The following is a 26,752-nucleotide window of genomic DNA, read 5'->3' as shown; positions in this document are numbered from 1 at the left end:
TGTGACAGGAACCACAGGAGTTACCGGAGCAACAGGCGTCACGGGAGTTACAGGTGTGACAGGGACGACAGGAGTTACCGGAGCAACAGGCATTACAGGAGTTACGGGTGTGACAGGAACCACAGGAGTTACCGGAGCAACAGGCGTCACGGGAGTTACAGGTGTGACAGGGACGACAGGAGTTACCGGAGCAACAGGCATTACAGGAGTTACGGGTGTTACAGGGACGACAGGAGTTACCGGAGCAACGGGCGTCACGGGAGTTACAGGTGTGACAGGGACGACAGGAGTTACCGGAGCAACAGGAGCAACGGGAGTTACGGGTGTGACAGGGGCCACAGGAGTTACCGGAGCAACAGGCGTCACGGGAGCAACGGGACAGGGTTTATCCTCATTTGCTTATATTTTTAATACTTCAGCCCAGACTGTAGCTACCGAAACAGACATAACCTTTGATAGCAACCAAAATCTTAATAATATTACTCACACGCCCAATACCGCTGCGATTATTATTGCTAATGCTGGGGACTATGCGGTGTTCTTTATCGTTGCAGGTGTGCAGGCAAACCAATTCACCCTTTATCAAAACGGAGCCCCTGTAGGTGGTAGTGTCTATGGTTCAGGATCTGGCACTCAACCGAATCCAGGCATGGTCATTATAACCGCTGCTCCTGGTGATGTGCTGACGTTACGAAATCATTCCAGTGCTACGGCTGTTGATCTGCAAACACTAGCGGGCGGATCGCAGATCAATGCCAATGCCTCTATCCTTATTCAACAATTGAGCTAAATGAAGGAACTAAAATCAAATTACAAAGGGGGTTACTGAATGGCCAATTTATCAACTGGGCCTATAGAAAATAATATTTCAGGTGTAACGGGTACCCGCCCCACTCAATTTATTACCGTTAAAATTGATAACCGGAATTTGACTGATGTGTTTAATGTACTTCTGTTAGGTTATTTCTTAGATGGAGTTCGGACGTTATATGTTGAAGAGTTATTTAATGTATTGCCCAATCAGGTCGTAACCAAAGACTTTGTGGCTAATTTTGATGCTTTCGAGTTTATATTTTCTACTGCAGACACAGCTGCTCCAGAAGCACAAATTTCTGTGTGGGGCAAAGATGCCCAAGATGAGTTGGTGACGGCTCATCGGTTGGTGTCACAGGAGTTGTTGGGTGAATCTCTGGGTATAACAGGTGTTACGGGAGCCACGGGAGCTACCGGAGCAACGGGGGTTACTGGAAGTACCGGGGTAACAGGGGCGACAGGACTGACAGGAGCTACCGGGATTACCGGAGCAACAGGAGCAACGGGTGTTACTGGAAGTACCGGGGTAACAGGGGCGACAGGACTGACAGGAGCTACCGGGATTACCGGAGCAACAGGAGCAACGGGCGTTACTGGACTTACCGGGGTAACAGGAGCGACAGGACTGACAGGAGCTACCGGGATTACCGGAGCAACAGGAGCAACTGGTGTAACCATACCTACTTCAGTGAATTTAATTTACGTAGCTAATTCTGGAAGTAATAATGTCAGTGTGATTAACGGAAATACCAATGCCATTGTGACCACGATCCCCGTAGGCAGCGAGCCTCAATTTATAGCAGTGAATTCAATCACGAACCTCATTTATGTGACTAATTTTGGGGACGATACGGTTTCGGTCATTGACGGAAATACCAACGCTATTGTCACAACCATTCCGGTGGGTGTTCAGCCAGAGGGGATAGCTGTGAATCTAAACACAAACTTCATTTATGTAAATAATTTTAGCGACAATACAGTTTCCGTCATTAACGGAAATACGAATACGGTCGTTGCAACCATTCCAGTGGGCACTGAACCATTCGGTGTAGAGGTTAATTCAATCACAAACTTTATCTATGTTACTAATGTAGGGGACAGCACAGTTTCTGTCATTGATGGAGATACCAGTACCGTTGTAGATACGATTAATGTAGGCGCACAGCCGTTGGGTGTAACTGTGAATCCAACAAATAACCGTATATATGTGGCGAATAACGGAGATAACACAGTTTCGGTTATTAGTGGATTGTCAGATACCATTATAACTACCGTTCCAGTAGGGACAGGGGCTTTTGGGATAGGGGTAAATGCAAACACCAACTTTGTCTATGTCTCAAACAATAGCAGCAATAGTGTCTCTGTCATTGACGGAAATACGAATACAGTTGCTACAACCATACCAGTAGGATCTGCACCATCCGGTGTAGGAGTGGATCCATTAACTAATGGAGTTTACGTCGCGAACAATACAGGTGGTAACATCTCCGTAATTGATGGAAATATCAATACTGTTACATCTACAATTACCGTAAACTCCGGACCATTGGGTATAGGAATAAATCCGTAATGATCTTGTAATTTTGATTAATAAGTGGGTGTGTCCAGAAAAGTAGACATTAAAATTGAGGATGCTAATTTTTTAGACATCCAGAGAAGAACCGGAGAAAAGGAAAGTTGGATGTTCTTCTGGTAAAGTGTCATTCTTGCAGAAAAAACCATGTGCCCAGAGAGAAAGAGGCAGCATGGTTTTATTTTTGTTGTTTTTCATTTATATATTGATCAGCTGGAAAATAACTATCGGAACATATTCTTAACGACCATCCAGAGATTAGCCGGTTTTTCGGCCAAACGGCGGGTATAGTACGGATACCACATGGTGCCATAAGGTACGTAACAGCGAATACGATAGCCTTCTTTGGCAAGACGTTCCTGTTCGCTCATGCGTAGACCATATAACATCTGAAATTCAAAGGCATCCGGCGAAATTCCCCGATCCTTGGCATATTGCTTGGTCCAATTAATGATGTGATCATCATGCGAGGCAACCGCAGTGTACACACCCTGATCGAGGTGATTACGAATCATCGTTTTGAATTGATGAATGACTTCAGAAGTATTCTGATAGGCGACTGATCCGGGTTCTTTGTATGCACCTTTAACCAAACGAAGCCGGATACCTTCCCGAATCATATCGCGCGTATCTTCTTCGGTTCGATGAAGGTAGGCTTGCAACACTGTGCCTGTATTATGCAGTCCTTCCGAGTGCAGTCTTCGAACAATATCCAGCGTTGCTTGAGTAAATGGACTATCCTCCATATCAATTCGGACAAATAGATCATGCAATTTGGCTTGTGTGGCAACGGTACGGATATTTCGATAGCCCTCTTCCGGGTCCAGTGCGATGCCCATCTGGGTTGGTTTCAACGAGACGTTGGAGTCTGCTCGTTCACGTGCAATGCCTTCTACCAGTCGTACATACTCATCCCTGTATAATGCCGCTTCGCTCAGACGGGTGATGCCTTCCCCCAGATGATCGAGCGTAGCCATAATGCCTTTGTTATTGAGTATGCGGATCTCTTCGAGAGCTTCTTCCAAGGTGTTTCCTGCAATAAACTTGCCTGCCAGCTTCTTACCATATCTGATGGACAGGTTCTCTACAGCTTTGTTGCCTGCCACGGTTAATAAGGTTTTGCGATATATTTCCGTTCCCACACTCATTTTCGTTTCCTCCTTCAGCATTGTGCATCCTTAATTCAAGCAAGAAACGTGCCAGATTTAGCGATGGTCTACTATTTTTCATGAAAATTATCGCGCTCGCCTTTATCCTCGGATTTTCCCTCTATAAAAAGGAATCAAAAAAATCTGGGGATAACAGCGATCGGAAGGTTATTCTGTCATCGGAGTGGCCCGTGTGAATTTTCAGTAGTTGAATTTAACGAGATAAATATTTCAATCTCAACTGGAGTTGGCACGGATTTTGCTACATATATTTGGTGATGAGTCACATGCAAAATAATTCAGGCGAGCAGCCAGCGAACCCCACATCCTGAAGGAGGAATCATTGATGAATATCCCTTTTGTTAACGAACCATTCACACCATTTGCAGTCCAGGCAAACCAGGAAGCATTTGAAGACGCACTTCGTCAGGTAGAAGCTCAACTTGGGCAGGAATACCCGATTATTATTGGTGGGCAAAAAATAACAAGCAGCCGCACGTTAACTTCCGTGAACCCCGCAGCCAAGAATCAAGTTGTCGGAACGATCCATCAGGCAGATCAGGAATTGGCCGAAAAGGCCATTCAGACAGCGGCGGAGACATTCCAGACATGGAAACATACTGACCCGAATGAACGGGCCCGTTATCTATACAAAGCAGCTGCCATTATGCGCCGTCGCAAGCATGAGTTCTCCGCATGGATGGTTTATGAAGCTGGCAAGACTTGGCCTGAAGCCGATGCGGATACAGCGGAAGCCATTGATTTTATGGAATTTTATGCACGGGATATGCAGCGACTGAGTGAACCGCAGCCCCTCGTGCGGATTGCAGGGGAAGATAATGAACTGAGTTATATACCGCTGGGCGTGGGTGTTGTTATACCACCTTGGAACTTCCCGTTGGCGATTATGGCAGGCATGACCTCTGCTGCACTGGTATCCGGCAACACGGTAGTATTAAAGCCCGCCAGCACAACTCCAGTGATTGCCGCGAAGTTTATGGAGCTGCTCGCAGAAGTTGGTCTGCCGGATGGCGTCGTGAACTTTTTACCAGGACCAGGCAGTGAAGTGGGCGATTATCTCGTGGATCATGCGCTCACCCGGTTTATCAGTTTCACTGGTTCTAGAGATGTAGGACTGCGAATTAATGAACGTGCAGCACGAACAGCTCCGGGTCAGAAGTGGATCAAACGGGTTATTGCAGAAATGGGTGGTAAGGATTCTATCGTTGTAGACAGTGACAGTGATCTGGAACTCGCGGCAGAGTCCATTACCGCTTCGGCATTTGGGTTCTCAGGACAGAAATGTTCGGCGTGTTCCCGTGCCATTATTCATAAGGATGTATATGATGAAGTACTGCAAAAAGTGATTGAACGGACACAGAAACTGACGATGGGTAGTCCGCTTGAAGTTGGCAGTCAGGTTGGGCCGGTTATCGATGACAAGGCATATGCAAAGATCACGGAATATATTGAAATCGGCAAGGGTGAGGGGCGTCTTGTGCACGGGGGCGGTACAGGGAACGTTGAAGGTTATTTCATTGAACCAACCATAATTGCAGATGTGGACCCGAAAGCCCGGATTGCTCAGGATGAGATTTTTGGACCTGTGCTTGCGTTCATCAAAGCAGAGTCCTTCCAGGATGCATTGGATATCGCCAATAATACCGACTATGGTCTGACGGGCGCGGTAATCTCGCGTAATCGTGAACATCTGAAACAGGCAAGACGCGAATACTTTGCGGGTAATTTGTACTTTAACCGGAAATGTACCGGGGCACTGGTAGGCACGCATCCATTTGGCGGATTTAACATGTCAGGCACGGATTCCAAGGCGGGTGGAAGAGACTATCTGCTGTTGTTTACACAGGCAAAGCTGGTATCGGAGAAATACTAAGACAACAACGCATGATCCGACTAAAAAACTTCTTACATTCGCTTGAATAGTATGCTATTATCCCTGCAAATCCTTTTGTTCGTATAAGAAACATCGATGCTTATTGCCACAAGGCATAAGGAGGGAAACGGATGTTAGGTGTTCAGTTGGTACAGGGACAACGTATTCGGCTGTCCATCACGCCGGAGATGAAACAATCCTTTCATTTGCTGACCATGTCTGGCCAGGATCTGACCCGTTACTTGCTGGATGCGGCGGAGGAAAATCCGGTGCTTGAACTGGAAGAACAAGCTGCTCCCCTCGCCCGGATGCCACGGCGAATGGATCAGCGCAGGTATGATTCCTACGATCCGCTGCTTCAGGTGAAAGGTGCAGAACCTACATTGGAACAATTGCTAATTGCGCAAATTCGAGTGATGACACTTCCAGACGAATTGGAAAATATGGCGGTATATTTGGCAGGATGCGTCAATGATTATGGTTATCTGACGGTGGAACTGGCAGAGGTGCAAGCAGTTCTTGAGCTTCCGATGAGCAAGATTGCAGCGGGACTAGAGCTTCTCCAATCGCTGGACCCCGCAGGTGTAGGGGCGCGGAATCTGCAAGAATGTCTGTTGCTCCAGATTAGACGTGATCCATTGGCTGTTCAGTACGCTGAACGTATGGTGGAAGCCGGATTGGAAGCACTGGTTCCTTTTCACCCAGGTAGAACAGGGAGTCGATTAGGCATAACTTCACGGGAAGCTCAGGTTGCCTATGACTATATTACACGTCTCGATCCCAAGCCCTGTCGATCGATCGGATGTACAGAACGGCCACATTACATTATTCCGGATGCCATTGTTGGGTTGCGTAACGGTGAGGTCCATTATAGTTTGCATGCAGCAGGTAACCCTCGTGTATCGATGAATGAAGCGTGCTTCCGCTGGATCAGGGAAGAGGCGCCTGACGCAATCTGGTCTACCCGCGTGGCAGAGGCGAGGGCTATCATTCGGAGTGTACACTTGCGGCGCAGAACTTTAGTGCGTGTGCTGGCGGCTGTGATGGAAGAGCAGAAGCACTTTTTGGTCAAAGGCCCATCCGCGCTAAAACCACTTAATCTGGCTGTTATTGCAGAGAGGATTGGCATGCATGAATCAACGGTAAGTCGTGCGGTGAACGGTAAATACATTGAGACCCCACATGGTGTATATGAACTCAGGGCTTTTTTTGCCTCGGGAATCAGTACAACGTCAGGGGATAAAACATCAGCATCAGCGGTGAAACGTAGATTAAAAGAAATCATTCGTACGGAACAGACTCAGCGTCCATACTCGGATAGTCATTTGGCTACACTGCTCGCCGAGGAGGGAATTATCATCTCCCGCAGAACGGTTGCCAAGTACAGGGAGGAACTTCAGATTCTTCCTTCCCTTGAGCGTAAACGGTGGGCTTAACGAAGTAGCTAGTGTATTGTCCTCTCTCTGTACAAAGAACCCTCGCAAACCGGATCAATGGTCTGCGGGGGTTCTTGTTAACTATTCGTGTTTAGGTTGCTGCATCAGTTTTCCTGATTACCTACAAGCGTTCCATATTACGCAGGAAGTGTTCTCCGGCAATTCCTGGTGTAGTCATCTGTTCCGGATGAAGAATCTCTTCCAGTTCTTCCGGTGTTAGCAGTCCGCGTTCCAGGATAATCTCCTGTAAGGAAAGTCCAGTCTTGAGCGCTTCTTTCACGATGGAGGCTGCCACATTATAACCTAAGTGCGGGTTCAACGCCGTAACCACACTGAAACTTTGTTTCATGATTAATTCGCAGCGTTCACGGTTAGCTTCCATCTCTTCCACTGCATAACGTGTGAACACATCGATGCCGTTATTCATAATTTTCAGCGATTGCAGCAAGTTGAACGCAATAACCGGGCCCATGACATTCAGCTCGAATTGACCGGCTTCACACGCCATACAGATCGTATGGTCGTTCCCCATCACCTGGAAGGATACCTGGTTAATAACTTCCGCCATAACGGGGTTGACTTTGCCCGGCATAATGGATGAACCTGGCTGACGTGGTGGCAGGCGAAGTTCATTGAATCCTGCACGCGGACCTGAAGCCATCATGCGAATATCATTACAGATTTTGGACAGGCTGACTGCACATACCTTCAGCGCCGCTGAAAGTTCCAGATAGGCATCTGTGTTCTGCGTCGCATCCACGAGATGCTCAGCTGTTTGTAGTGGTAGTCCGGTAACATCAGACAGGTGCTCTGTAACTTTGACGATATATTCGGGTTTGGCATTGAGTCCTGTACCTACCGCAGTTGCACCCATGTTAATGGTAAGCAAGCGGCGATTGGCGAATTCAAGACGCTCAATATCCCGTCCGATGACGCGGGCATAAGCTCCGAATTCTTGTCCAAGGCGAATAGGCACGGCATCCTGAAGATGGGTACGGCCAACCTTGACCACATCGTTGAATTCCACTTCTTTTTTACGGAACGCATCCTGTAGTCTTTTCATGGTAGCGAGTAACGTCTCCGACAGTTGGTACGCCGCAATGCGCAGTGCTGTAGGTACCACGTCATTGGTGGACTGGGACATGTTCACATGATTATTGGGATTGCAATGGAAGTAGTCTCCCTTGCTTTTAGTTAACAGTTCCAGCCCGCGGTTGGCCAAAATTTCGTTCATATTCATATTCATGGAGGTGCCTGCACCCCCCTGAATGGAGTCTACAATAAAATGATCCAGATGATGGCCTTTCATCATTTCTTCAGCCGCCATGACGATCACATCGCCAATCTTGCTCGGCAGCATCTTCAACTCCATGTTGGTAATCGCTGCTGCCTTCTTAACCGCAGCCAGAGCCGTGATCAGCTCCCGGTGTACCGGAACGCCGGTAATCGGGAAGTTTTCCACGGCCCGCACCGTCTGAATTCCGTAATAAGCATAAGCCGGGATTTCTTTTTCACCGATAAAATCTTTCTCCGTCCTTGTGGACATAGTAGACATCTCGTTCGCCTCCAGTGGCATCAATAAAAATAGTTCGGCTCCAGCGTTGCTGAAGCGCACTCAGTATATCATTTAAGCAAAATGGATGCCAATCTAAATCATTTGGCCTCTTGTGCCGATAATAAATAAAATTAGGGATATCAAATGGAATATTATTCAATTTTTAAGAAGGGGAGGGGTAGCCAAGCTTGTCTTATACATTATGCGCTTTATGGTAGAGAAGTCATGCATGAACGGCAAATATGGGGGAAATAGAACGTTTTCAGTGATGTATATCACATGAAATTTGGTACTTGATTGGTAAAATAGGAAAAAAGGACTACGGGGTGTGCACATGAAATGGACTTTAGGAGCAAAGACTGTCGCAGGTCTGGTACTGATTTCGATTATTACCTACGGAACTAGCGGCTTTTTTATATTTTTTGTCAAAGACTGGGTTACGTTAGATATTCCGAATTGGGTATACATATCGATTATCCTGATCATGGGAGTATGTTGGAACGGGATTCTGGGATGGTTTGCCTCACGCTGGCTGACTCGTCCAATCGTTCACCTGTCCCGGGCTGCACAGCAGGTGTCAGCAGGTGATCTGACAACCGAAATTCCGCAGCGACGCACGCAGGATGAACTTACGGTATTATATGATGCTTTTCGCGCAATGGTTTCTAACCTTCGAAGTATTGTAAATGATATTGCAGACAGTACAAGAACGACTTCACAGAACGCACAGTCTCTGAGTGAAGCGATTACCCAGGCCGCCGAACAGATCGAGATGATGTCGGATGCGGTGGATCATATTGCAGTAGGCGTAGAAGAACAGAAGGTTACTTCCCATCAATCTCTGATCACTGCGGATGAGATGCTGAATGATTTCCAGCGTATGCATAGCCAGTCCATGGACATGACAGAGATGTCCGGGCAGATGGAACGATCGGTGGATCATACAAAACAGACTTTCTCATCGTTGATGAAAGGGATGGACGAGCTGGCCGAGTCGCACAATCGTTCCCGCGACATTATGCTGTTGTTGGAGAAAGAAGCCTCCGATATTGAGGTAATTACCCAGTCTGTCAAAAATATTGCTGAGGAAACAGGGTTACTTGCCCTTAATGCTTCCATTGAGGCTGCAAGAGCTGGCGAAGAAGGTTCTGGTTTTGCAGTCGTGGCGCAGCAGATCCGCAAGCTGGCAGATGAGAGTAAGGAATCGGTACATCGGATTAATGAGCTGATTAGTCGTGTGCAACAGCGGATCAGGGAGACAGCCCAACTGTCTCATGAGCAGCATGGTCTCGTGGTTAATGAATCGGAGCGGACCATCTCTGTGGATCAGACGTTGCATGAACTGACAGGCACGGTGGAAGTATTTATGAAGGGTGCGCATGATATCGGTTCCAAGATTGCAGAACAGACTGGTCGCGTGGAGCAAACGCACGGTCATGTGAAGAAGATCCAGGGGAAAGCCGGATCATTCTCGGATGAGGCGAGACGAATTATGGATGCCGCACACGAAGAGACAGCCATCATGGAGGAGATTTCATCCTCGGCTGAAGAACTGAGACAATTAACCGATCGGTTATTGGACAAAACCAAAGCATTCCGGATGCAGCCTTAGGCTGTGTTCGGGATTTTTTTTGCTTTTGGAGAACAGTTTTGGCATGAGAATTTGATTATTCTGGTTAAAGCCGAACGTTCTTTCGTGAAAATGGAAATTTGTAAAGATTATTTTATGAAAGATTAACAAATTCGCAACTTGCGGGCGATAAATGAAGATATAATAGGATTATCACAACAGATAAAGGAGCCCAGTATATTGAAAACTTGGACAGGTATCCTGCTGATGATTATTTTGGCGGTAGCTACGATTAGTACAACTTCGGCTGCCAGAACCATGAATGAATCGCAAAAACAGCTTAATATAGATGATCAATCCAGCCAGACCGCAGTGGTCGAGGCTTCCAATATAGATAAACTGCATGACACAGCGAAGACAACACAGGAATCCATCCCCGTGAAAGAGGAATACGTTTCGGTGGCTCCAGAGAATGAGAACGTCAGATTATACCCTATGAAAGTCGAGGGTTCAGGATATATATATAACGGAATGATTTTGGAAGTGGACGGCAAGACAAGAGAATTTAGTGATTGGCAGGGAGAAGGCGGGTCTTACAAACCCGAAGTGCACGAGCTGGATCTGAATGGAGACGGTCAGAAAGAAATTATTGTTTTGTACACGGAAGGTCACGGAACAGGTATTTATTTAGGACAAGCACGTATCATTAATCCGGTAACGCTGGAAGAGATGAAGATGCAATCTCTGGACGAGATTGCGAAACAGCATGTGAAGTCGAAAGTTACCGTTAGATCAGACCGCGTGGATGTGGATGTCTCCGTTGATGGCGTTCAAGCAGAACCTTTAAGGATCGAGGAAGATACGAGTGGCGGCGTATATAACGAAGAGTTGGGATTCGGTGGTGTAACCTATTACAGTGTGGAGAATGGCCAACTTGTCGTATCAGCAGCAGGATCTTACGGTGCGGCTTTATATGCTGGTGATCTGACATTTGCTTATGCGTATCAAGATGGCGAGTGGAAGGCCGTAGATTTGAAGTACAGTATGGAAGAATATGAAGAAGAATATTATGAATCTTTTGATTGATAACGTCGTGTAGACATTGGTATGGCGAGGGTTGGCAGTTCTCGTGGTTTGAGTGAGGATCTGCCAGATATGCATGTGCAAAGAATATCTGCCTTTCTCCCTTGACGGGCAGTAAGGAACAGGACGAGGCTGAAAAAAATCGGGACATACAGCCTCGTTTTGTGCTGCCTACAGATAGGAATATTGTACTAAAAATGCAGTAAACAATTGACATTATCACTTTAGTCGTTTAAATGTATAAAGGACAAATTATTTTAACGTTCAGGAGGGATTTTGATGAAGAAGAAGGTTGTACTGGGTTTGATGGTAGGCACACTAACGCTTGGGATCGGTACTGGTGCGCTCGCAGCAACAGGGTTGGAGCAGATTAAAGCCTATCTAAACAGCAAGATTACGCTAAAAATGGATGGTGCCACGGTGACAGCCAAAGATGCCAATGGTAAAACGGTGTTGCCCATCACTTACAACGGAACAACTTATTTGCCTGTGCGTGCTGTGGGATCCTTGCTTGGGACAGAGATCACTTATGACAGTGCAACTTCATCCGTCCTGATTGGCGGAACGAATGGATCTGCGCCCGTAACCAACGGAAAAGTAACGCTGAGTGCACTTGGAACATCCGTACTGGGATCTACCGCTTGGCACACCAAAGATCCTAAGGATACCACATATAAAGGCAAGGATTACAAGGATGTTTATCTGCATAATGATCCTACGAAACAGGGGGATGATATCCAGATTAATACGGGTAAAAAGTATTCTTCTCTGCATTTGGAACTTGCCGCGCTGAAAGGAAATCAGGAGATTCATACCTATGATCAGGATCTCGCGACACTCAAAAAGTTCGATATCACTCCAGAAAGCGGTATGATGAGTCTAGATGTGGATGTTAAAGGTACAGACGCTGTCTATGTCGAGATTGTATCTGAAGATCCGGGTTCGGCTCTGTTTGTACCGCTCACAACATCGTATCTGACGAAGTAAAACACAATCTGCAAGTTTGCCATCTTACAGAAGGGGCAAGGCAAGCATAAACATAAAAAAACGATGATTCACTAGGCAATTCCTGAACCGTATCCGGTATTCAGAGTTGCCTGATGAACATCGTTTTTATTTTCGTTTTGAATTGAAATCTTTTTGAGAATTACACGCCAGTTACGAATATTAGCGGATCATGGTATCCAGTGGTTTCAGGTTCGCTTCAATCTCAGCGCGGCGTCCTTCTAGAAACGGAGGCAGTGCCAGTGATTCTCCCAGATGCTCCATTTCTTCATCTGTATCAAATCCCGGACCATCGGTTGCAAGCTCGAACAGAATACCGTTTGCTTCACGGAAATACAGGGAGCGGAAGTAGAAGCGATCTACAAAACCGGAGTTAGGGAATTGGAAGTTATGAACTCGTTCCACCCATTGTTTCAGCTCTTCCTCATTATCCACACGGAACGCAACATGGTGTACGCTGCCACGTCCAGGACGTTCTTGGGCAAGGTCATTCCGTTCCTCAACATGTACTTCGGAGCCGCTGCCACCTTCGCCTGATTCAAATACGAGTACATCAGGTTGACCTGGAGTAAAGGCAGGGTAACTTCCTTTGGCTCTGAAACCAAGCAGTTCGGTAAGAACCGGAGCGGTAAGGGAAGCGTCTTTTACCGTAAGATGGATAGGGCCAAGACCTACAATGCCATACTCGGCAGGCACAGGGCTCTGATCCCATGGTTTGCCACCAGCGACACCTGTGTTGTTTTCATCCGAGACTAGAATCAGACGTTGTCCTTCAAAGTCTGTGAACGAAAGCGTGGCACGACCACCCCGTTCAACAATCTCTCCATGTGGGACTTCGAATTCGTCAAAGCGTTGCTGCCAGTACGTAAGTGCCGCATCACTTGGAACGCGCAGTGACGTTCCAGATATGCTGTTCACGCCTTCACGAGTCTGTCCAGCCATCGGAATCTCGAAGAAGGTAAGTTCGGTACCCGGATTGCCTTTCTCATCACCGTAGAAGAGATGGTAGACGGACACGTCATCCTGGTTGACCGTTTTTTTAATGAGGCGCAGACCCATGATGTTGGTGTAGAAGCGATAGTTCTGATCGGCATGTGCTGTTAGAGCTGATACGTGGTGAAGTCCTTTGATTTGCATAATAATTCCTCCTAGTTAGGTGTTGAGTACGTTATATTTCATTTCGTTTAAGAAAGTTACTAACTTTTAGTTTGTTTTGGTTCTGAATTTATCTTAACATAAAGATATTTAAATTACAATGCTTATTTAGAATTCCAACTGGACAGCACTTTCATTCAATGGCAAAATGAAAAAGTTAACATTAAAGAGAGATAATGTTGGTGAGATCCTTGCAAAGGAGAGAAGAGATGCATGGCGTATCCACCATGGCTGGACCCTTATGACGCAGAGCCGTTTATTCTGTTCTCCACTTCACATATCGTTTCCATTAGCGTAATTACAGCATTGATTGTACTGCTGTTTTTGCTTCGACACCATCTTCGATCATGGTCAGAGAGGGCACGCCGCACCCTGCGGATTGTTCTGGCCTGTATCATGTTTGCCTGCGAAATCGTGCTGCAACTCTGGTATGTGTACGGAGGGATATGGAGCCTGCAGACGTCACTACCACTCGAATTATGCAGTCTGTCTCTGCTATTATCGGCGTTGTTACTACTGACACGCAGTCGACTGTTACATTCTGCACTGTTATTTGCAGGAATTGCTGGAGCCCTTATGGCGATCCTGACTCCTAATCTGGGTTATGGTTATGCACATTTTCGATTCATTCAATTTTTCGTTGCTCATGCCTGTATCATTCTGGCTTTACTCTACATGACCTGGGTGGAGCAGCTGCGACCTAGCTGGAGATCTGTAGCAGGTTCGATGATATTTGTAAATGTGGCAGCATTAATCGTATACGTTGTAGATGTCATGCTTGACGCGAATTACATGTTTTTGAGACACAAGCCGAGTACACCCTCGGTGCTGGATATGTTAGGTCCGTATCCCATGTACATCCTTGGGGAAGAGATACTTGCGCTAGTCTTGTTCTCGCTAATGTACATTTTGCTCTTTGCCATCCCAGATCGGTTGAAGCATCGTGTGAAAAAAGGTAAAAGCTCCGCGGTGTAGTGATAATCCTTGTAGTTGCAACTGCGCAGGATTATAAACTCTTATGAATAAAACATCCCGCAGTAACCTGACTGGATCAGATCGCTTGCGGGATGTTTGGGCGTTGTCCCTGAAAGGGGGCCTATTTATATTTTATCCACGGAGAAGAGATTCCGCACCATCCACATAGATTCGTGTACCTGTAACATGAGAGGCTTCATCGGAAGCGAGGAACAGAACGAGGTTCGCCACTTGCTTCGACGTTCCAGGTTCGCCCTTGAGCGGATGTTCATGACCCTCAGGGAATTCAACAGGAATCTGTACATCTTTCAGATCATCCGACGGATAGGTGTTATCATCGATGTTGGTATCGATGGCTCCTGGGCAGACGGCGTTAACACGGATCTTATACCGAGCCAGCTCCAGTGCAGCCATCTTCGTAAACGCAGTTTGTCCCGCTTTGCTGGAAGCGTATGCAGAGAAACCAATCCCTGAGAAGACCCGGTTACCGTTGATGGAACTGGTGATAATGATGCTGCCGCCATGTTCTTTCAGATGAGGGATGGCATATTTGACGGTTGCGAATGTTCCGCGCATATTGATCTCCATCGTTTGGTCCCAGTCCTCAATTTCCATCGTTTCAATCGGGGCCATCGTTCCGTTGATGCCAGCATTCGCAAATATGATATCCAGTTTACCTGCTTCAGCCGCGGCTTGATTGATCGCCTTTTGCACATTATCCGGTTTGGAGATATCACATTCGATCACATACGCTTCTCCGCCAGCTTTTTCAATCGTTTGTTTTGTTTCCTCCGCATTTTCGGGTGTGCGATCCAGCATGTATACTTTGGCTCCATGCTCGGCGAAACGAATAGCGGTAGCCTGACCAATACCCGATCCACCTCCGGTTACAATCGCGACTTTGCCTTCCAAACGTTGTTCAGTCATCTCTGATCCCTCCGTATGGTATAGATTATCGTTGTAAGCTCTATTTCTACATACCCGGCTCAAGACTGGTGAATCATATGTGTCTATATCAAAAAGAACAGGACCGCAACGCGGCCCTGTTCTGTGAGCAGATCAGCTTCATGAATCTGTCTGCTTGTAATATTATTTTGGCATGTGGAAGGTAGGAGAAACCCTCAGGTCATGCCCTGACTTACTTATGTTTCTTCCAGTCCATAGCGCTGTTATTGAGCAGATATTCGAAGTCGTTATCCCGGCGCTTCTGCTCCGCTTGGCGAGCTTCTTCTGCTTGCTGACGTTCCTGCTCTTTAAGTGCCGCCTCGGCAGCCTTTGCCTCATCCGCCTGAGCTTTCAGTTTCTCCAGCACATCACTGCTCAGTAGATCCCTCAGTGTTGTGGGTTTATCCTGTGCTACTGCTTTGGGAGCAGGGGGGCGTTTTTTGGATTTTGCCATAGGAAAATCTCCTTTCCAAACATGAATCAGGTTCCATTTATCGTACAGTAGTCATAGTATATCAGGTTCCCGGAATTCATTCCATGAAACTGCGGAACAAAAGCAGGAAAACGAGGGTTGCGTGACGAATGAAATCGGGTATAAAATCATATACTATTACCGATACTGCGACTATTCCCTGGAGAAAGGAGTCGTTGTTCGTGGAAGTAAACCGTGGTTTACTGAAAGGGCTTGCATGGGGCGTTGCCTTTAGCTGCCCGTTATGGATTGCGATTATCGGCTGGTTACGTTTGATGGGATGGATGTATTGAGGATGATGCCGGAAGAGGTCATTTTTTATAAAGTCATATATGTAACCGTTATCATTAAAATCAATAAATAAAGCTCTGCCTTGCGACATTCGCACAGGACAGAGCTTTTGTTTGTTTAGCGTTCATAACCAAGTCATAACCATGGATTATCATCCGTTTGGCAAGGACGTTCATTAAGGCATTTTTACCGGCTCTGGATATTCCAGACCGTGGGTGTCTACCGTAACTTTTTTCATGACCTGATCGGTATCGGGTTTGTCCTTGATTTTGCTTATTTTCTGAGCTGCAATACCATCAACGACTTCTAAACCTTCGGTTACTTTACCAAAGGAAGCATAGGCATTATCAAGATGATCAGCATCTGCTAACATAATGAAAAACTGGGAACCAGCAGAATCCAGATTATCTCCGCGCGCCATGGAGATAACCCCACGCGTATGATTCAGGTGGTTTTTGTGACCGTTAGATGTAAATTCGCCCTTAATCGTGTAACCTGGGCCGCCTGAACCGTTGCCATTTGGATCTCCACCCTGAATCATGAAGCCCGGAATGACCCGGTGAAAGATCAGACCGTCATAGAACCCTTTATTCGCAAGGGAGATAAAGTTGTTCACTGTATTGGGCGCAATTTCCGGATATAGTTCAATGACAATTTTCTGTCCATCCGCCATTTCAATGGTAGCTACCGGATTGGGGCCCGTTGGTTCAACTGGAGCTGGTGTTTCTGTAGCGCCACTTGAAGGGCGTCCGCAACCACTAATGACGATAAGCAGCATCGCGATTACTAGCGAAACTACTGTGTTTTTTTTCCACCGTAAAGACATGAAAACGTTCCTCCTTGCATCTCTGCATTATATATTTTCTCCAAATCATATTTGGATATTTACCCAACTATCATACCGTTTTTGTGGACAGGATGGCAATGTAATACATGTGTTTATGGTGAACAAGGGTTGGCCTTCATGGAATGATGGGTGTAAAATAAGGAAAATGCTTCCGCATCGGGGACGTACGGGTCTGTTCCGTCGGCTCCAATACACGGCAGTCCCGGCGTCAGTAACGGAAAGGGCGTGCGGGTATATGAACTTCTCGTGGAAGCGAAATCTGGTCATATTGTGGATTGGTGTATTTTTTTGCAGCACGGCGTATTCAATCTCGATTCCATTTCTGCCCCTGTTTCTAAGTGCTGACTTGGGCGTTCGTGATCACCTGGAACTATGGTCCGGACTGGCCTTCGGCATTACGTTTCTCGCGAGTGCACTCGTGTCTCCGTTCTGGGGATCACTGGCTGACAAATACGGGCGCAAGCCCATGCTGATCCGGTCGGGATACAGCCTTGCCGTCTTGTATTTAATCAATTATTTCGTGCAGGACCCATACTCGCTGATTGTTGTTCGATTGTTTCAGGGTCTGCTTGCAGGGTTTGTTCCAGCAGCGATTGCCCTGGTAGGTACGAATACACCTGAAGAGAAGACTGGTTATGCACTTGGTATTATGTCCACTGCAGGAGCCACTGGTGGTATTATCGGACCATTAATTGGTGGCGTGGTGAGTCATTATTATGGCAACCGGAATGCATTTTTGTTTTCGGCTATTGTTGTGTTAGTCTCAGCAATCATTGCAACCTTCTGGGTAAAAGAAGAGAACTTCAACCGGAACAAAGCGCGTTCCCACGTCATGGATGACATTCGTGAAGCAAGAGCGAATCGTTTGTTTATGACGGTGCTTGGCATGATGGGCATATGTACATTCTCCGTCATGATTCTGGAGCCACTATTGACGGTCTATGTGATGGAGATGGGCGTTCAGCCGGATCGTGCCTCACTCAGCTCGGGTATTATTTTCTCAGCGGTGGGGGTAGCAACAGTTATTATGGCGCCGCGGTGGGGCAAGATTGGTTCAAGGATTGGATACGGTAAAGTGTTGATCATTGGACTTGTTGGTGGGGCTGTAGGGAATCTTCTGCAGTTCTTTACAACAGGTTATATCGCATTCGGCATTTTACGATTTGTGTATGGTTTATTCTTTGCGGCTGTATTTCCGGCAATTAATGCCATGATTGTGCAGGCTACCGCATCGAATTTCCGGGGCAGGGCTTTTAGTCTGAATCAATCCGCTGCCCAGATCGGGACGATGGCGGGACCGATCATTGGTGGTGTACTTGGGGGCTGGCTGCCGATACGCTGGATATTTATTATTAATGGAGTGGCATTGATCATCACTGCGATTGTAGCGAAGTGGTCAGGATTGGATCACAAACTACCCGTGGCAAGTAAGGTTTCCCCTAAGCGGTGAAGCTAAATCACTAAGTGTAAGTGAACTTACAGGTAACAAAAAAGATGACGCTGTGAAATTACAGACGTCATCTTTTTTAAGTCTACTACGGATCTATATAAGTTAGTCATCTGAAGAGGGCTTACGAGAAGCCTTCTCTTTGGGAATGGCATGTTCGACCGCATCACGTTGATCCTCATCCTCAAGTGCTTCGGGGAAGGAGTCCTCAGTGAACAGTCCGAAGTCCGGGTCAATATCTCGTTCGGTCACGAGATTATCCGGTTCATGCACATGCTTTTGGCGATCTTCCTTCATCGTGTATGCACCTCCTCATTCAGGATGTCATAACAGCCGTTAATGGCGTGGTGGAATGTCGTTCTCTGGTTTGGCATCCGCACCAGCACCATTAAGCAGATCGGTACCATGCAGCGCATCTGGATCGGGTGCAGCAGGATCAACCGGACTGTTCGGTTGCAGAAGATCTGCATCCGGTACAGATTCCAGCGGGGTCTCAGCCAAACGTGAATCCAATTCCGGCTCATCCACAGCGGTTGCGGCTACGGGTGCCAGATCCGAATCTTCCGTAACAATCCGTCTGCCGGAAACTTCATCAAAGGTATCCATATCGCCTTCCGGGACTTCCGTCTCTGGTGGAATATCGCGGGACCTCTGATAACGGTCATAATAGCGGTCGCTCTCTTCGTTACTAATTGGTTTGTCAGACATGAGTAACACTTCCTTTCATTGTCGGTTGTCCAAATGCTTCTTACCCCGTAGTTACCCAAAGCGCTAGTGTTGTAATCTTGCACAGGTTATTATCTCCGGGTGTTCACTACGATATGAATGCCTTAGAATTTGGGGAATACATACTTCACCAAGAAGTATAAGAATCCGAAAAAGATAATGATATATGCGGCATATTTAATAAATGTGGAAGCAACCATACTTGAATCCGATTTATGCTGAACATCCTTATGTTCCACCTCAACCGTACGATGTGGCTCATTCATTGTACTCATCTCCTTAGCGTGTTTGTTTGCTTTGAGAAACCATTACACCCGGAGCAAAGGATTGAATCTCAGCCACCGTTTTTACAGCTTTTCCTGTTTTGCCTATGTTATGATGAAGCTTGAATATGTAAGGGAGGGATTCATGTGGACTGGTATACACTGGGGAATATGATCACACGCATCCGTATCGGACAAAAGGCGTCCACACCCGGCTTCTCCCGTACCGTCATCCGTCGTCCGGATGGTTTGTTTTGGGTAGGCGGTATATGGTCCGGACAAGTTGTCCAGTTGCGGGATTTCCTTTTTTCCGACATATGGACCATCTATGATGATGAGGAGACAGAGCAGTGGCTTGAATTCCGCACTCAAGTTGAACAGAAAGAACGGGAAATGATAGTGAACCAGTTCGAAGACTTGCGTGATTAACCGGATTGACTTTAACAATAAAATGGAAATAAGACTATAAATCGACTTAAATGTGAAATTTCATTTTATCTCAAGAAGGTGACGTGACAAATGGTGGCGAATGATAAATGAGAGAATCTAAGCTAGGGAAAATTAGAACTTTGAGGTGCTGTGAATGAAAAATGTGCCCAAAGCTATCGTCATCTTATGGATGAGTGTATTGATTATTCTAGGTATGCCACATGGGATAGTCTTTGCAACTACAGGAGCGGTTCAGCAACCTGTATCCATTACAGGATGGGATGTAAAATGGGGGAACGTTGACGATCAAGGGTTCATCAGTGAGGTTAAGGGAGCAGACGAGATATGGGAAAAGCAGGGCAGCGATAAGTTAGAGTATAGCAATACGGATCGCTCAAATTCTTTATGGACTCGCCTGACCATTCCTGAGTTGAGTGAGGAAAGTTCAGCCATCCGATTTGAGAACATTAAAGGCAATCATATTGTTGTTTATCTGGAAGACCGCAAGGTCTACGAGAACTACCATTACAATTATGATAATAATGCTGTGTTGCTGCCCTTATCCAGCGAAAATTCAGGTGACACGCTCTATGTATGGTCGCAAAATGAAAAAGGCCGTCTGGGGATACAAGGTACTGTTCAGGTTGGACCTTATGCCGCGTTACAGGAGAAATATATTCATAACGGACTTATTGATGTAATTTTGGGCGCGACCTTTGTTTTCACAGCGATTACGATGCTGAGTTGTACGTTCTTCCTTGGCAAATTCCATAAGGGATTATGGATCTCACTGTGCATCGTGATGGGTTCCATCGGCACGATGATCATCACGTACTCGCAATTTTTGTATACGTTCTATCAGGTATATGGTGACCTGTATTCCGTAGTCTTTGATCTGGCGATGCTGCTGGGTATGCCAGCGCTATGTTATTTTTTTGAACAGATTATCGGGCCAGGACTGCATGGAATCTTCACCAAACTGCGAAAAATACTATTCATATATTCAGTTATCGCTGTGTTCTCTCTATTTATCTATGTTACTTCAGGTGGGCAATGGGAAATCCTCTACAATCTGCTCGTACAGCGTGTGGTTGGCATTGTGCTGGTCATTCTGCTGACAATCCTGTTGGTTGGTACCATCGCCAAAGCGCTGCAACGAAATCGGGAAGCTATGCTGCTTGCGACAGGATTCGGTACATTTGCCTTGATCAGTGTTGCTGAACTGTTGTGGTATTATCAACGGAGTGGGACGTATCATCTGTTATGGTGGAAATGGTCCATGGTTGCATTTGTGATCTCGTTGATTGCCATTCTCGGAAGTCGTTTTGCCGAAAAGCATACCAAAGTTCTAGAGTATTCCAAGGAACTGGAGCTGTTCAACAATGAGTTGCAGCGATCCGAAAAGATGGAGATTATTAGCGAGCTAGCTGCTTCCGTTGCCCATGAAGTACGTAATCCACTTCAGGTGACAAGAGGGTTCCTGCAACTTATGACGGAACAGGAAGACAACAAAAATAAGGGGTACGTGCGAATTGCACTGGAAGAACTCGATCGGGCTTCAGGTATAATAACGGACTTTCTTACCTTTGCCAAACCTGAGTTTGACCATATTATCTCGCTCAATATCTCGGATGAGTTCAATCATATTGAAGGCATTCTTGTACCGATGGCTAATCTGGAAGGTGGAAAAATTACCACCGACATTCCGCCAGATCTATATATTCGGGGCAATTCCTCGAAGTTCAAGCAGGCTTTTATCAATATTATCAAGAACAGTATTGAAGCTCTGCAGGGACAAGGCCAGATTGATATCTGGGCGTACAAGCAGGATGGAATGATTAAGGTGCATGTCAGGGATAACGGAGAAGGAATGGACGAGGAAGCACTCTCCCGGTTGGGCGAGCCATATTTCTCCAATAAAATCAAAGGCACAGGATTGGGCATGATGGTGACATTCCGAATTGTTGAAGCGATGCAAGGACAGATCAGCTTTACAAGCACCAAAGGGGTAGGAACAGAAGCGGTTGTATCTTTTGCCGAGTTCGTCGATTGACGAACTCACAGAAGGATACAGCGGCTTTTTTTGTTCCTACCCCTGATTTCTTACATTACCAATAACTCACCCGGTTTAACTTCTCCAAGGTCCGCAATTCACATCATAATTTACTTTGGAAGGATTGGGAGGTATGACAAGCACATAGTCATTCTGCTGCTCCTCAACGGTACGCACCTGAATGTGCTCCGGGATTATGATACCGAAAGCTTCACGAAGCGCCTGCTTCGGATTGGAGTTCAATTGTTGTCTGAAGTGCTCGTCAGTCCAAGCCTTTTCAATAATATCCTCATGCAACGTTTTCTCTGATACCATCATCGTCAACATTCCCTTCATATTTAAAATTAAACTGACTCAGCTTCATCCTTATGTTCAGAATTCCAACTGTTGCTCGCTGATCCAGTGATGAAACCCGCCTTGGAGGAGCCGTTTCTTCCGTTGTGTAATGTCCTGAACAGCTTGTACTAAAGTGCTGCATAAATAAGAATCAAACGCCTCAAGATGCGATATTCCTAAGTTAGACGATGTTAATGTACGTTTATAGTGAAAAGCAATGTCTACGTAAGAGTTCATGAGTTGTGTATTGTATACATTGTCATGTATACGTTCGCTTAGAGGATGAACTGGATAGTTGTGATTCAGTGCTGCGGATATGTGGGAGAGGTAGCTGTTGTAGTTTCCATGCACAGCATCTTGTTGCGTGTCTGTGAAGTCATCGGTCATTTGGAGTGTCATGAGTGTGATGTTGATGTCAGAACACACCGGGATGATCCGGTTGGACTGATTCAGCAGAACGAGTGCACCAGTAGCTCCAATGAGCAGAGGGGCAGCCTTTTGCGCAATCAACAAGGGATTCTGTTGAAAATAATCAATGGAATGCTCACCCGTAACACTCACGGCCCAATCCACTACATATTGTCTGAAATAGATCCAGAACGTGGAGGAAGGAGTGAATAATACCGAGTAAGATTGAAGTGCATCCATATAATATAGATTGCCCAAGGATAACTTCAGTGTGGCATTCTCCGGTTGTTCATCCATCACGTCGTCCTGATTCAGAAAATATAACATGTGAATGAGACAAGCTGTACTTAATTGGTGTGCTTTCTCTTGAGGGAGTTTGTGTGAGTGTTGCATCCAAAGTGGGATGATATATCCGATATAACTGTGCCCCGAATCTCGTAACAGGGGATTAACCGAATGAAGTTGCTCCAATGCATGTCCTGACAAGGGTTCGGGATATTTCCGTACGAGTTGTTCCGCTGAAGCAAACACGACCTCCAGATCGGTGCTAAACGGATCTAACCAATCTCTTCGCATCGTTACATATCGTCCTTCCTGCGATAAGGTGACTAAGGACTGTTCGACTTGATCATGAAGTTACATTCAGTATAGCGGAAATAAACTGAAAAAAATAGGATTTTTTGTGATCAATTGTGAGAAAAATGATGACTTTTTGTATTTTATGGCATAAAAAAGTGGATTTTAGGCTCAAACTAGGAAGGCACAGGATTTCGACATCGGAAAGGCGGCAGAAAAATGAATTTGAAATGGAAAACATGGATGGCAGCCGGATTGGCAGCCGTAGTCATAACAGCAGCAACAGGACATGTGGCATTCGCTGACTCAACGGTTCGGGCTGAGGAACATAACGATGCGTCAAAAGCTTCTTCCTCCGGCAAACCAGCGAAGCCATGCATGCAGGCAGGGCACGGTCTGTTCATGATTGGTGAAACGGCGGACTTGCTTGGGATTGGACTTCGGGATCTGAAAGAACAGATGGAACTTGGCAAGACGTTGTCCCAGATTGCCAAAGAGCGTAAGGGACTTAGTGAGGAACAGTTATTGCAGAAGTTGAAGCCTACACTTGCACAGCGTCTGGATCAAGCTGTAGAAGAAGGTTGTCTCACCAAAGAACAAGCTGCAGCCACGAAGGCGGACATGGATACCAAGTTGAAAAAGGTCATCAATACCCCGCTGCGCGATTTGCGGCGTGAGTTTGCCCACCATGGCAAACGTTCCATGGTAGATAAGGGTGAAATTGCCCGGTTTATCGGAGTCACCCCTGCTCAACTGCACGAGCAGCTTCAGGGAGGGAAATCCCTGGCTGAGATTGCTCAGGCAAAAGGCATTAGTGAAACGCAGTTGGTGGACAAGCTGAAGGAACAATTAACGGGTGATCTGAAGAGATTTGTGAATCAGAAGGGCAACGTGCATCCAGCCCCGGGTCCCCAGGAACCTGTTCCTGGACGATCAACTTCGAGCGAAGTAAAATAAAGAAGAGCGTCTCCGTGAGGGGACGCTCTTCTTTATTCTAAAACGGCTCACTCGTTCCTGTACTGCGAGTTGGGCCGGGTGACCGAGTTCGCTCAGGTGAATTTCTTTTGTCCACAGCAGCTGATGGATTGGGGGTTAAACGTGGTTTGCGCATTAACCCTACGGTGAAACGTGAGCCAGGAAGCTTGGATAGTGTCCAACTGATTGCAAGAGCAATGCCAACCGTTACAAGGAACGATAGCAACGTTACAGGCAGATGCCATCCACTGAGTTGAAGCGGTCTGGTAACATAAGCGATCGCGTAGATCACCAGTGCATGAACCAGATATCCACCAAATGAATAGCGGCCAATCCATGCTAACAGACGCTGAAACCGTGTATCTTTGCCCCGCATCAGTACGAGGAAACCATACATCATAAACATCTGAGCCATAATGATCAGGAATGTGGTTGGTTTCAGATAGGTGGAGATATTCAGATTAACAACATCCCCGGACCCACGCAGCACATCGTAACCAAGCCATATATACATCCCTACAAACAGACAGATTGTCCATGGCAGTACCTTCGTGGTCCAACTCCTCCAGTTATCCACTGACCAGGCACATACGGCACCCAGTAAAAAGTAGAACCAGTACATCACCCATGAATAGGAGCGATATTGCAGCAACGTTGACCATGGCTCAGACATGGATTCTGTCCATCCGCCCATATTATAGTAGGACCATTTCATAAGCAGGGCGTAGAATGCAGCTGCAAAGAGAATTAGTGCCACAATAACTTGCATGGGCGTGAAACGCATGACATTTTGGACACGTCTCTGAATGGCTTTTGCTCCTGTCCAAAACAGGGGGAACAGAATATAGAACTGAAACACCATAATGACAAACCAGAGATGATATCCCGTCTGTGGAACAAACAGTTCACGAACAAGACTGCGCATATCCGGTATGCCTGCAAGCCAGAACGCGGGGGTGAATATACGGACAGCAAGCCAATAGATGAGTGTCCATACCACAAACGGCATATAGATATCGCCAAATCGCTTTCGAATGAAGCGAGGATAATCCGGTTTGGTGTTACGGTGATGGTAAAACAACATTACACCCGATAGAAATACAAACGTTGGCGTACCAAATCGGGTCAGATGATAAATCATGGTCAGCATAATGGAATCCGGTTGTTCAATATCGGCGCGATAGATATACTCAGCGATACTATGCTGCATGACAATCGCCAGAAAGGCAATGCCCCGCAGCTCGGTCCATTCCGCTATTCGCGGTTTTTTCACATTGTAATCCTCCCTCCAGGAACCGGAGTTCTTCATATAAGGGTACCTGTTAAACATTAAGGCTGCATTAAATGGAGAAAATAGGTACTAAAAAAGACGGCTTCGGCCGTCTTTTCTGTTGGTGTAACTCATGGTTGTTTTAGTTCTATTCGTCTGATGATTGGGGCTGCGAAGATGCGGCATCTTCTTCAAACAGTTTCTGAATGTAGGACTGGAGTTTGATTACATCAACACCCAGCACCTGAGCTGAGCCGACCAGTTCGTTGGTGAGGAGTTTGTTCGGTGGAATCTGCTGCTGGTCAATATCGTTCACATGGATATCGAAGCCAAGTGATGCGAGTTTTAACATCTGGGTTGGACTGAGGTCTGTCTCTATATAGGGTGCGATAGCTTCCAGGATATCCGGGATTTTGAAGAGCGAAGTGGTGCTCTGCATCTTCTTGGCCAGTTCAGTCATGAAGATTCGCTGCCGTTCGGTGCGCGTAAAATCGGATGTGGCATCATGCCGGAACCGAACATATTGCAGGGCGGTCTTGCCATCCATATGCTGCAATCCTTTTTTTAAGTCAATGTCGTACATATGTTTATCTGCTTTACTGGTGTAATACATGTCTTTCTCCACATCGATCTCAATACCGCCTACCGCATCAACGAGTGCCATGAAGCCCGTAAAGTCTGTGTAGACATAATGCTGAATGGGAATACCAAGCAGGTCACTGACGGTTTGTTTGGTCAGCTCCGCACCCCCGTAGGAAAAGGCTGCATTAAGTCTGCTTTTGCCATGCCCTGGAATGGCTACATAGGTATCTCGCAGTACGGAGAATAGATGGGCTTTCTTGGTGACCGGATCAATGGAAGCGACCATGACCGAGTCTGAGCGTCCTGCATCATCGCCTCTGGAGTCCCCGCCAAGCAGCAGAATGTTCACCCGTTCCTGGCCCTCCCATCTGGGAATCGTTGTCGTTGGTGTGTCTGAATCGCTGTCTGTGCCGGAAGAGGACGAGTTGGATGAAGTCCCGGAAGCCGTGGAGATGCTATTGGCAAAATGAACAATCGAATATCCGTAATATACAACGACACTTGTAATCGCAAGTGCCAGGGTCAGGGCTGTACCCCATAACCATTTTTTAAGCATAATCTTCACCTTTCTATGATTGAACTGATATGTAACTCAAACTAGTTTAACAAAAAGAAAGTAAAATGTCCTCTTTGATTTCGTAACTTCGGTCAATGTTAGAATTGCATGACAAATAGTTAGTATAAATTTATTGTGTAAAAAATCTTGTTTGTGGTCTTGGGTTATGGATGCTATTACTTGCTGTGTTGACAGGGGTATCGCGTGTATATGAAGGTGTACATTATCCGGGAGATATCCTGGGTGGATTCCTTCTGGGCATGCTCAATTCAAGAAGTCTCTTATCTCTGGTTCTGCCAAAGATGGGAGACTTCTTTTGTGTTATGTTCGAAGTTACATGAAATTTATAGAAATTGAATTCTAACATCT

General features: G+C 46.3%; 26 protein-coding genes. 13 read left to right on the top strand and 13 right to left on the bottom strand.

The annotated features are described in order from the left end of the window. Both QVE09_RS30205 and QVE09_RS30200 read left to right on the top strand, forming a co-directional pair. The coding region (locus QVE09_RS30205; RefSeq protein WP_483874302.1) for a BclA C-terminal domain-containing protein at positions 1-790 on the top strand (790 nt) is incomplete at its 5' end. Positions 791-829: 39 nt separating this feature from the next. Beyond that, a complete protein-coding gene (locus tag QVE09_RS30200) occupies positions 830-2,383 on the top strand; it encodes a beta-propeller fold lactonase family protein (protein WP_315939789.1) in 1,554 nt (517 codons plus the stop codon). A gap of 227 nt (positions 2,384-2,610) precedes the next feature. On the opposite strand, the gene QVE09_RS30195 is transcribed toward QVE09_RS30200, so the two are convergent. After that, positions 2,611-3,534, bottom strand: coding sequence for a proline dehydrogenase family protein (locus tag QVE09_RS30195; RefSeq protein ID WP_315939788.1), 924 nt, complete (start codon positions 3,532-3,534; stop codon positions 2,611-2,613). Positions 3,535-3,880: 346 nt separating this feature from the next. On the opposite strand from QVE09_RS30195, the gene pruA reads away from it, so the two are divergent. Beyond that, on the top strand, positions 3,881-5,428 hold the full coding sequence (gene pruA, locus QVE09_RS30190; RefSeq protein ID WP_315939787.1) for an L-glutamate gamma-semialdehyde dehydrogenase: 1,548 nt from the start codon (positions 3,881-3,883) through the stop codon (positions 5,426-5,428). 131 nt (positions 5,429-5,559) lie between these two features. Continuing rightward, a complete protein-coding gene (rpoN, locus tag QVE09_RS30185; protein ID WP_315939786.1) occupies positions 5,560-6,864 on the top strand; it encodes an RNA polymerase factor sigma-54 in 1,305 nt (434 codons plus the stop codon). Positions 6,865-6,985: 121 nt separating this feature from the next. On the opposite strand, the gene QVE09_RS30180 is transcribed toward rpoN, so the two are convergent. Further along, entirely contained in the window at positions 6,986-8,419 is a 1,434-nt protein-coding gene (locus QVE09_RS30180) for an aspartate ammonia-lyase (RefSeq protein ID WP_315939785.1), read from the bottom strand. A 334-nt stretch (positions 8,420-8,753) separates the two neighbouring features. Between QVE09_RS30180 and QVE09_RS30175 the strand changes: the two genes are divergently transcribed. The 3 genes from QVE09_RS30175 (at position 8,754) to QVE09_RS30165 (ending at position 12,059) form a co-directional block, all read left to right on the top strand. Further along, entirely contained in the window at positions 8,754-10,031 is a 1,278-nt protein-coding gene (locus tag QVE09_RS30175; protein ID WP_315939784.1) for a methyl-accepting chemotaxis protein, read from the top strand. Positions 10,032-10,229: 198 nt separating this feature from the next. Then, positions 10,230-11,075 (top strand): hypothetical protein, encoded by an 846-nt coding sequence (locus tag QVE09_RS30170; protein ID WP_315939783.1) that lies wholly within the window; start codon positions 10,230-10,232, stop codon positions 11,073-11,075. Between the two features lie 276 nt (positions 11,076-11,351). Further along, positions 11,352-12,059, top strand: a complete 708-nt coding sequence (locus QVE09_RS30165; RefSeq protein ID WP_315939782.1) for a stalk domain-containing protein — start codon at positions 11,352-11,354, stop codon at positions 12,057-12,059. Positions 12,060-12,239: 180 nt separating this feature from the next. Here QVE09_RS30165 and QVE09_RS30160 read toward each other — a convergent pair whose 3' ends face one another. Then, positions 12,240-13,214 (bottom strand): ring-cleaving dioxygenase, encoded by a 975-nt coding sequence (locus tag QVE09_RS30160; RefSeq protein ID WP_315939781.1) that lies wholly within the window; start codon positions 13,212-13,214, stop codon positions 12,240-12,242. A gap of 231 nt (positions 13,215-13,445) precedes the next feature. Between QVE09_RS30160 and QVE09_RS30155 the strand changes: the two genes are divergently transcribed. Then, positions 13,446-14,207 carry a YwaF family protein gene (locus QVE09_RS30155; protein ID WP_315939780.1) on the top strand — a complete coding sequence of 254 codons (762 nt, stop codon included), beginning with the start codon at positions 13,446-13,448 and terminating at the stop codon, positions 14,205-14,207. A gap of 132 nt (positions 14,208-14,339) precedes the next feature. On the opposite strand, the gene QVE09_RS30150 is transcribed toward QVE09_RS30155, so the two are convergent. From QVE09_RS30150 to QVE09_RS30140, 3 genes are all read right to left on the bottom strand, one after another. Beyond that, positions 14,340-15,134 (bottom strand): SDR family oxidoreductase, encoded by a 795-nt coding sequence (locus QVE09_RS30150; protein WP_315939779.1) that lies wholly within the window; start codon positions 15,132-15,134, stop codon positions 14,340-14,342. Positions 15,135-15,345: 211 nt separating this feature from the next. Continuing rightward, positions 15,346-15,606, bottom strand: coding sequence for a YqkE family protein (locus QVE09_RS30145; RefSeq protein WP_315939778.1), 261 nt, complete (start codon positions 15,604-15,606; stop codon positions 15,346-15,348). Positions 15,607-16,090: 484 nt separating this feature from the next. Then, positions 16,091-16,741 (bottom strand): peptidylprolyl isomerase, encoded by a 651-nt coding sequence (locus QVE09_RS30140; protein WP_315939777.1) that lies wholly within the window; start codon positions 16,739-16,741, stop codon positions 16,091-16,093. Between the two features lie 256 nt (positions 16,742-16,997). On the opposite strand from QVE09_RS30140, the gene QVE09_RS30135 reads away from it, so the two are divergent. Next, on the top strand, positions 16,998-18,212 hold the full coding sequence (locus QVE09_RS30135) for an MFS transporter (RefSeq protein ID WP_315939776.1): 1,215 nt from the start codon (positions 16,998-17,000) through the stop codon (positions 18,210-18,212). Between the two features lie 102 nt (positions 18,213-18,314). Here QVE09_RS30135 and QVE09_RS30130 read toward each other — a convergent pair whose 3' ends face one another. From QVE09_RS30130 to QVE09_RS30120, 3 genes are all read right to left on the bottom strand, one after another. Further along, on the bottom strand, positions 18,315-18,506 hold the full coding sequence (locus tag QVE09_RS30130; RefSeq protein ID WP_036611535.1) for a hypothetical protein: 192 nt from the start codon (positions 18,504-18,506) through the stop codon (positions 18,315-18,317). Between the two features lie 39 nt (positions 18,507-18,545). Continuing rightward, a complete protein-coding gene (locus QVE09_RS30125; protein WP_036611534.1) occupies positions 18,546-18,917 on the bottom strand; it encodes a hypothetical protein in 372 nt (123 codons plus the stop codon). Between the two features lie 122 nt (positions 18,918-19,039). Further along, positions 19,040-19,201: a hypothetical protein gene (locus tag QVE09_RS30120; RefSeq protein WP_017690239.1), complete on the bottom strand. Its 162-nt coding sequence runs from the start codon at positions 19,199-19,201 to the stop codon at positions 19,040-19,042. A 144-nt stretch (positions 19,202-19,345) separates the two neighbouring features. On the opposite strand from QVE09_RS30120, the gene QVE09_RS30115 reads away from it, so the two are divergent. Together QVE09_RS30115 and QVE09_RS30110 are read left to right on the top strand one after the other, a co-directional pair. Continuing rightward, positions 19,346-19,627, top strand: coding sequence for a hypothetical protein (locus QVE09_RS30115; protein WP_315939775.1), 282 nt, complete (start codon positions 19,346-19,348; stop codon positions 19,625-19,627). A gap of 154 nt (positions 19,628-19,781) precedes the next feature. Then, a complete protein-coding gene (locus QVE09_RS30110; RefSeq protein WP_315939774.1) occupies positions 19,782-21,680 on the top strand; it encodes an ATP-binding protein in 1,899 nt (632 codons plus the stop codon). Positions 21,681-21,755: 75 nt separating this feature from the next. Here QVE09_RS30110 and QVE09_RS30105 read toward each other — a convergent pair whose 3' ends face one another. Both QVE09_RS30105 and QVE09_RS30100 read right to left on the bottom strand, forming a co-directional pair. After that, positions 21,756-21,998 (bottom strand): NHLP leader peptide family RiPP precursor, encoded by a 243-nt coding sequence (locus tag QVE09_RS30105; RefSeq protein ID WP_315939773.1) that lies wholly within the window; start codon positions 21,996-21,998, stop codon positions 21,756-21,758. Between the two features lie 54 nt (positions 21,999-22,052). Next, a complete protein-coding gene (locus QVE09_RS30100; protein WP_315939772.1) occupies positions 22,053-23,000 on the bottom strand; it encodes a hypothetical protein in 948 nt (315 codons plus the stop codon). Between the two features lie 219 nt (positions 23,001-23,219). On the opposite strand from QVE09_RS30100, the gene QVE09_RS30095 reads away from it, so the two are divergent. Continuing rightward, complete coding sequence (locus QVE09_RS30095) at positions 23,220-23,957, top strand: hypothetical protein (RefSeq protein WP_315939771.1); 738 nt, start codon at positions 23,220-23,222, stop codon at positions 23,955-23,957. Between the two features lie 37 nt (positions 23,958-23,994). Here QVE09_RS30095 and QVE09_RS30090 read toward each other — a convergent pair whose 3' ends face one another. Next, on the bottom strand, positions 23,995-25,248 hold the full coding sequence (locus tag QVE09_RS30090; protein WP_315939770.1) for an acyltransferase: 1,254 nt from the start codon (positions 25,246-25,248) through the stop codon (positions 23,995-23,997). 145 nt (positions 25,249-25,393) lie between these two features. Continuing rightward, entirely contained in the window at positions 25,394-26,383 is a 990-nt protein-coding gene (locus tag QVE09_RS30085) for an LCP family protein (protein WP_315939769.1), read from the bottom strand. Positions 26,384-26,553: 170 nt separating this feature from the next. Here QVE09_RS30085 and QVE09_RS30080 point away from each other — a divergent pair, with 170 nt between their 5' ends. Then, positions 26,554-26,724 (top strand): phosphatase PAP2 family protein, encoded by a 171-nt coding sequence (locus QVE09_RS30080; RefSeq protein ID WP_315939768.1) that lies wholly within the window; start codon positions 26,554-26,556, stop codon positions 26,722-26,724. Positions 26,725-26,752 lie beyond the last annotated feature (28 nt).

The organism is Paenibacillus sp. ClWae2A (assembly GCF_032452295.1).
Classification (GTDB): Bacteria; Bacillota; Bacilli; order Paenibacillales; family Paenibacillaceae; genus Paenibacillus.
This window is presented reverse-complemented; position numbering and strand designations above follow the sequence as displayed.

Bases quoted from the DNA above. Each gene is read 5' to 3' on its own strand.
- QVE09_RS30130 (WP_036611535.1), bottom strand. From the start codon at position 18,506: ATGAAGGAAGATCGCCAAAAGCATGTGCATGAACCGGATAATCTCGTG.
- rpoN (WP_315939786.1), top strand. From the start codon at position 5,560: ATGTTAGGTGTTCAGTTGGTACAGGGACAACGTATTCGGCTGTCCATC.
- QVE09_RS30110 (WP_315939774.1), top strand. From the start codon at position 19,782: ATGAAAAATGTGCCCAAAGCTATCGTCATCTTATGGATGAGTGTATTG.
- QVE09_RS30145 (WP_315939778.1), bottom strand. From the start codon at position 15,606: ATGGCAAAATCCAAAAAACGCCCCCCTGCTCCCAAAGCAGTAGCACAG.
- QVE09_RS30125 (WP_036611534.1), bottom strand. From the start codon at position 18,917: ATGTCTGACAAACCAATTAGTAACGAAGAGAGCGACCGCTATTATGAC.
- QVE09_RS30135 (WP_315939776.1), top strand. From the start codon at position 16,998: ATGAACTTCTCGTGGAAGCGAAATCTGGTCATATTGTGGATTGGTGTA.
- QVE09_RS30120 (WP_017690239.1), bottom strand. From the start codon at position 19,201: ATGAATGAGCCACATCGTACGGTTGAGGTGGAACATAAGGATGTTCAG.
- QVE09_RS30140 (WP_315939777.1), bottom strand. From the start codon at position 16,741: ATGTCTTTACGGTGGAAAAAAAACACAGTAGTTTCGCTAGTAATCGCG.
- QVE09_RS30195 (WP_315939788.1), bottom strand. From the start codon at position 3,534: ATGAGTGTGGGAACGGAAATATATCGCAAAACCTTATTAACCGTGGCA.
- QVE09_RS30180 (WP_315939785.1), bottom strand. From the start codon at position 8,419: ATGTCTACTATGTCCACAAGGACGGAGAAAGATTTTATCGGTGAAAAA.
- QVE09_RS30150 (WP_315939779.1), bottom strand. From the start codon at position 15,134: ATGACTGAACAACGTTTGGAAGGCAAAGTCGCGATTGTAACCGGAGGT.
- QVE09_RS30080 (WP_315939768.1), top strand. From the start codon at position 26,554: ATGCTATTACTTGCTGTGTTGACAGGGGTATCGCGTGTATATGAAGGT.
- QVE09_RS30175 (WP_315939784.1), top strand. From the start codon at position 8,754: ATGAAATGGACTTTAGGAGCAAAGACTGTCGCAGGTCTGGTACTGATT.
- QVE09_RS30200 (WP_315939789.1), top strand. From the start codon at position 830: ATGGCCAATTTATCAACTGGGCCTATAGAAAATAATATTTCAGGTGTA.
- QVE09_RS30165 (WP_315939782.1), top strand. From the start codon at position 11,352: ATGAAGAAGAAGGTTGTACTGGGTTTGATGGTAGGCACACTAACGCTT.
- QVE09_RS30155 (WP_315939780.1), top strand. From the start codon at position 13,446: ATGGCGTATCCACCATGGCTGGACCCTTATGACGCAGAGCCGTTTATT.
- pruA (WP_315939787.1), top strand. From the start codon at position 3,881: ATGAATATCCCTTTTGTTAACGAACCATTCACACCATTTGCAGTCCAG.
- QVE09_RS30105 (WP_315939773.1), bottom strand. From the start codon at position 21,998: ATGATGGTATCAGAGAAAACGTTGCATGAGGATATTATTGAAAAGGCT.
- QVE09_RS30095 (WP_315939771.1), top strand. From the start codon at position 23,220: ATGAATTTGAAATGGAAAACATGGATGGCAGCCGGATTGGCAGCCGTA.
- QVE09_RS30085 (WP_315939769.1), bottom strand. From the start codon at position 26,383: ATGCTTAAAAAATGGTTATGGGGTACAGCCCTGACCCTGGCACTTGCG.
- QVE09_RS30160 (WP_315939781.1), bottom strand. From the start codon at position 13,214: ATGCAAATCAAAGGACTTCACCACGTATCAGCTCTAACAGCACATGCC.
- QVE09_RS30100 (WP_315939772.1), bottom strand. From the start codon at position 23,000: ATGCGAAGAGATTGGTTAGATCCGTTTAGCACCGATCTGGAGGTCGTG.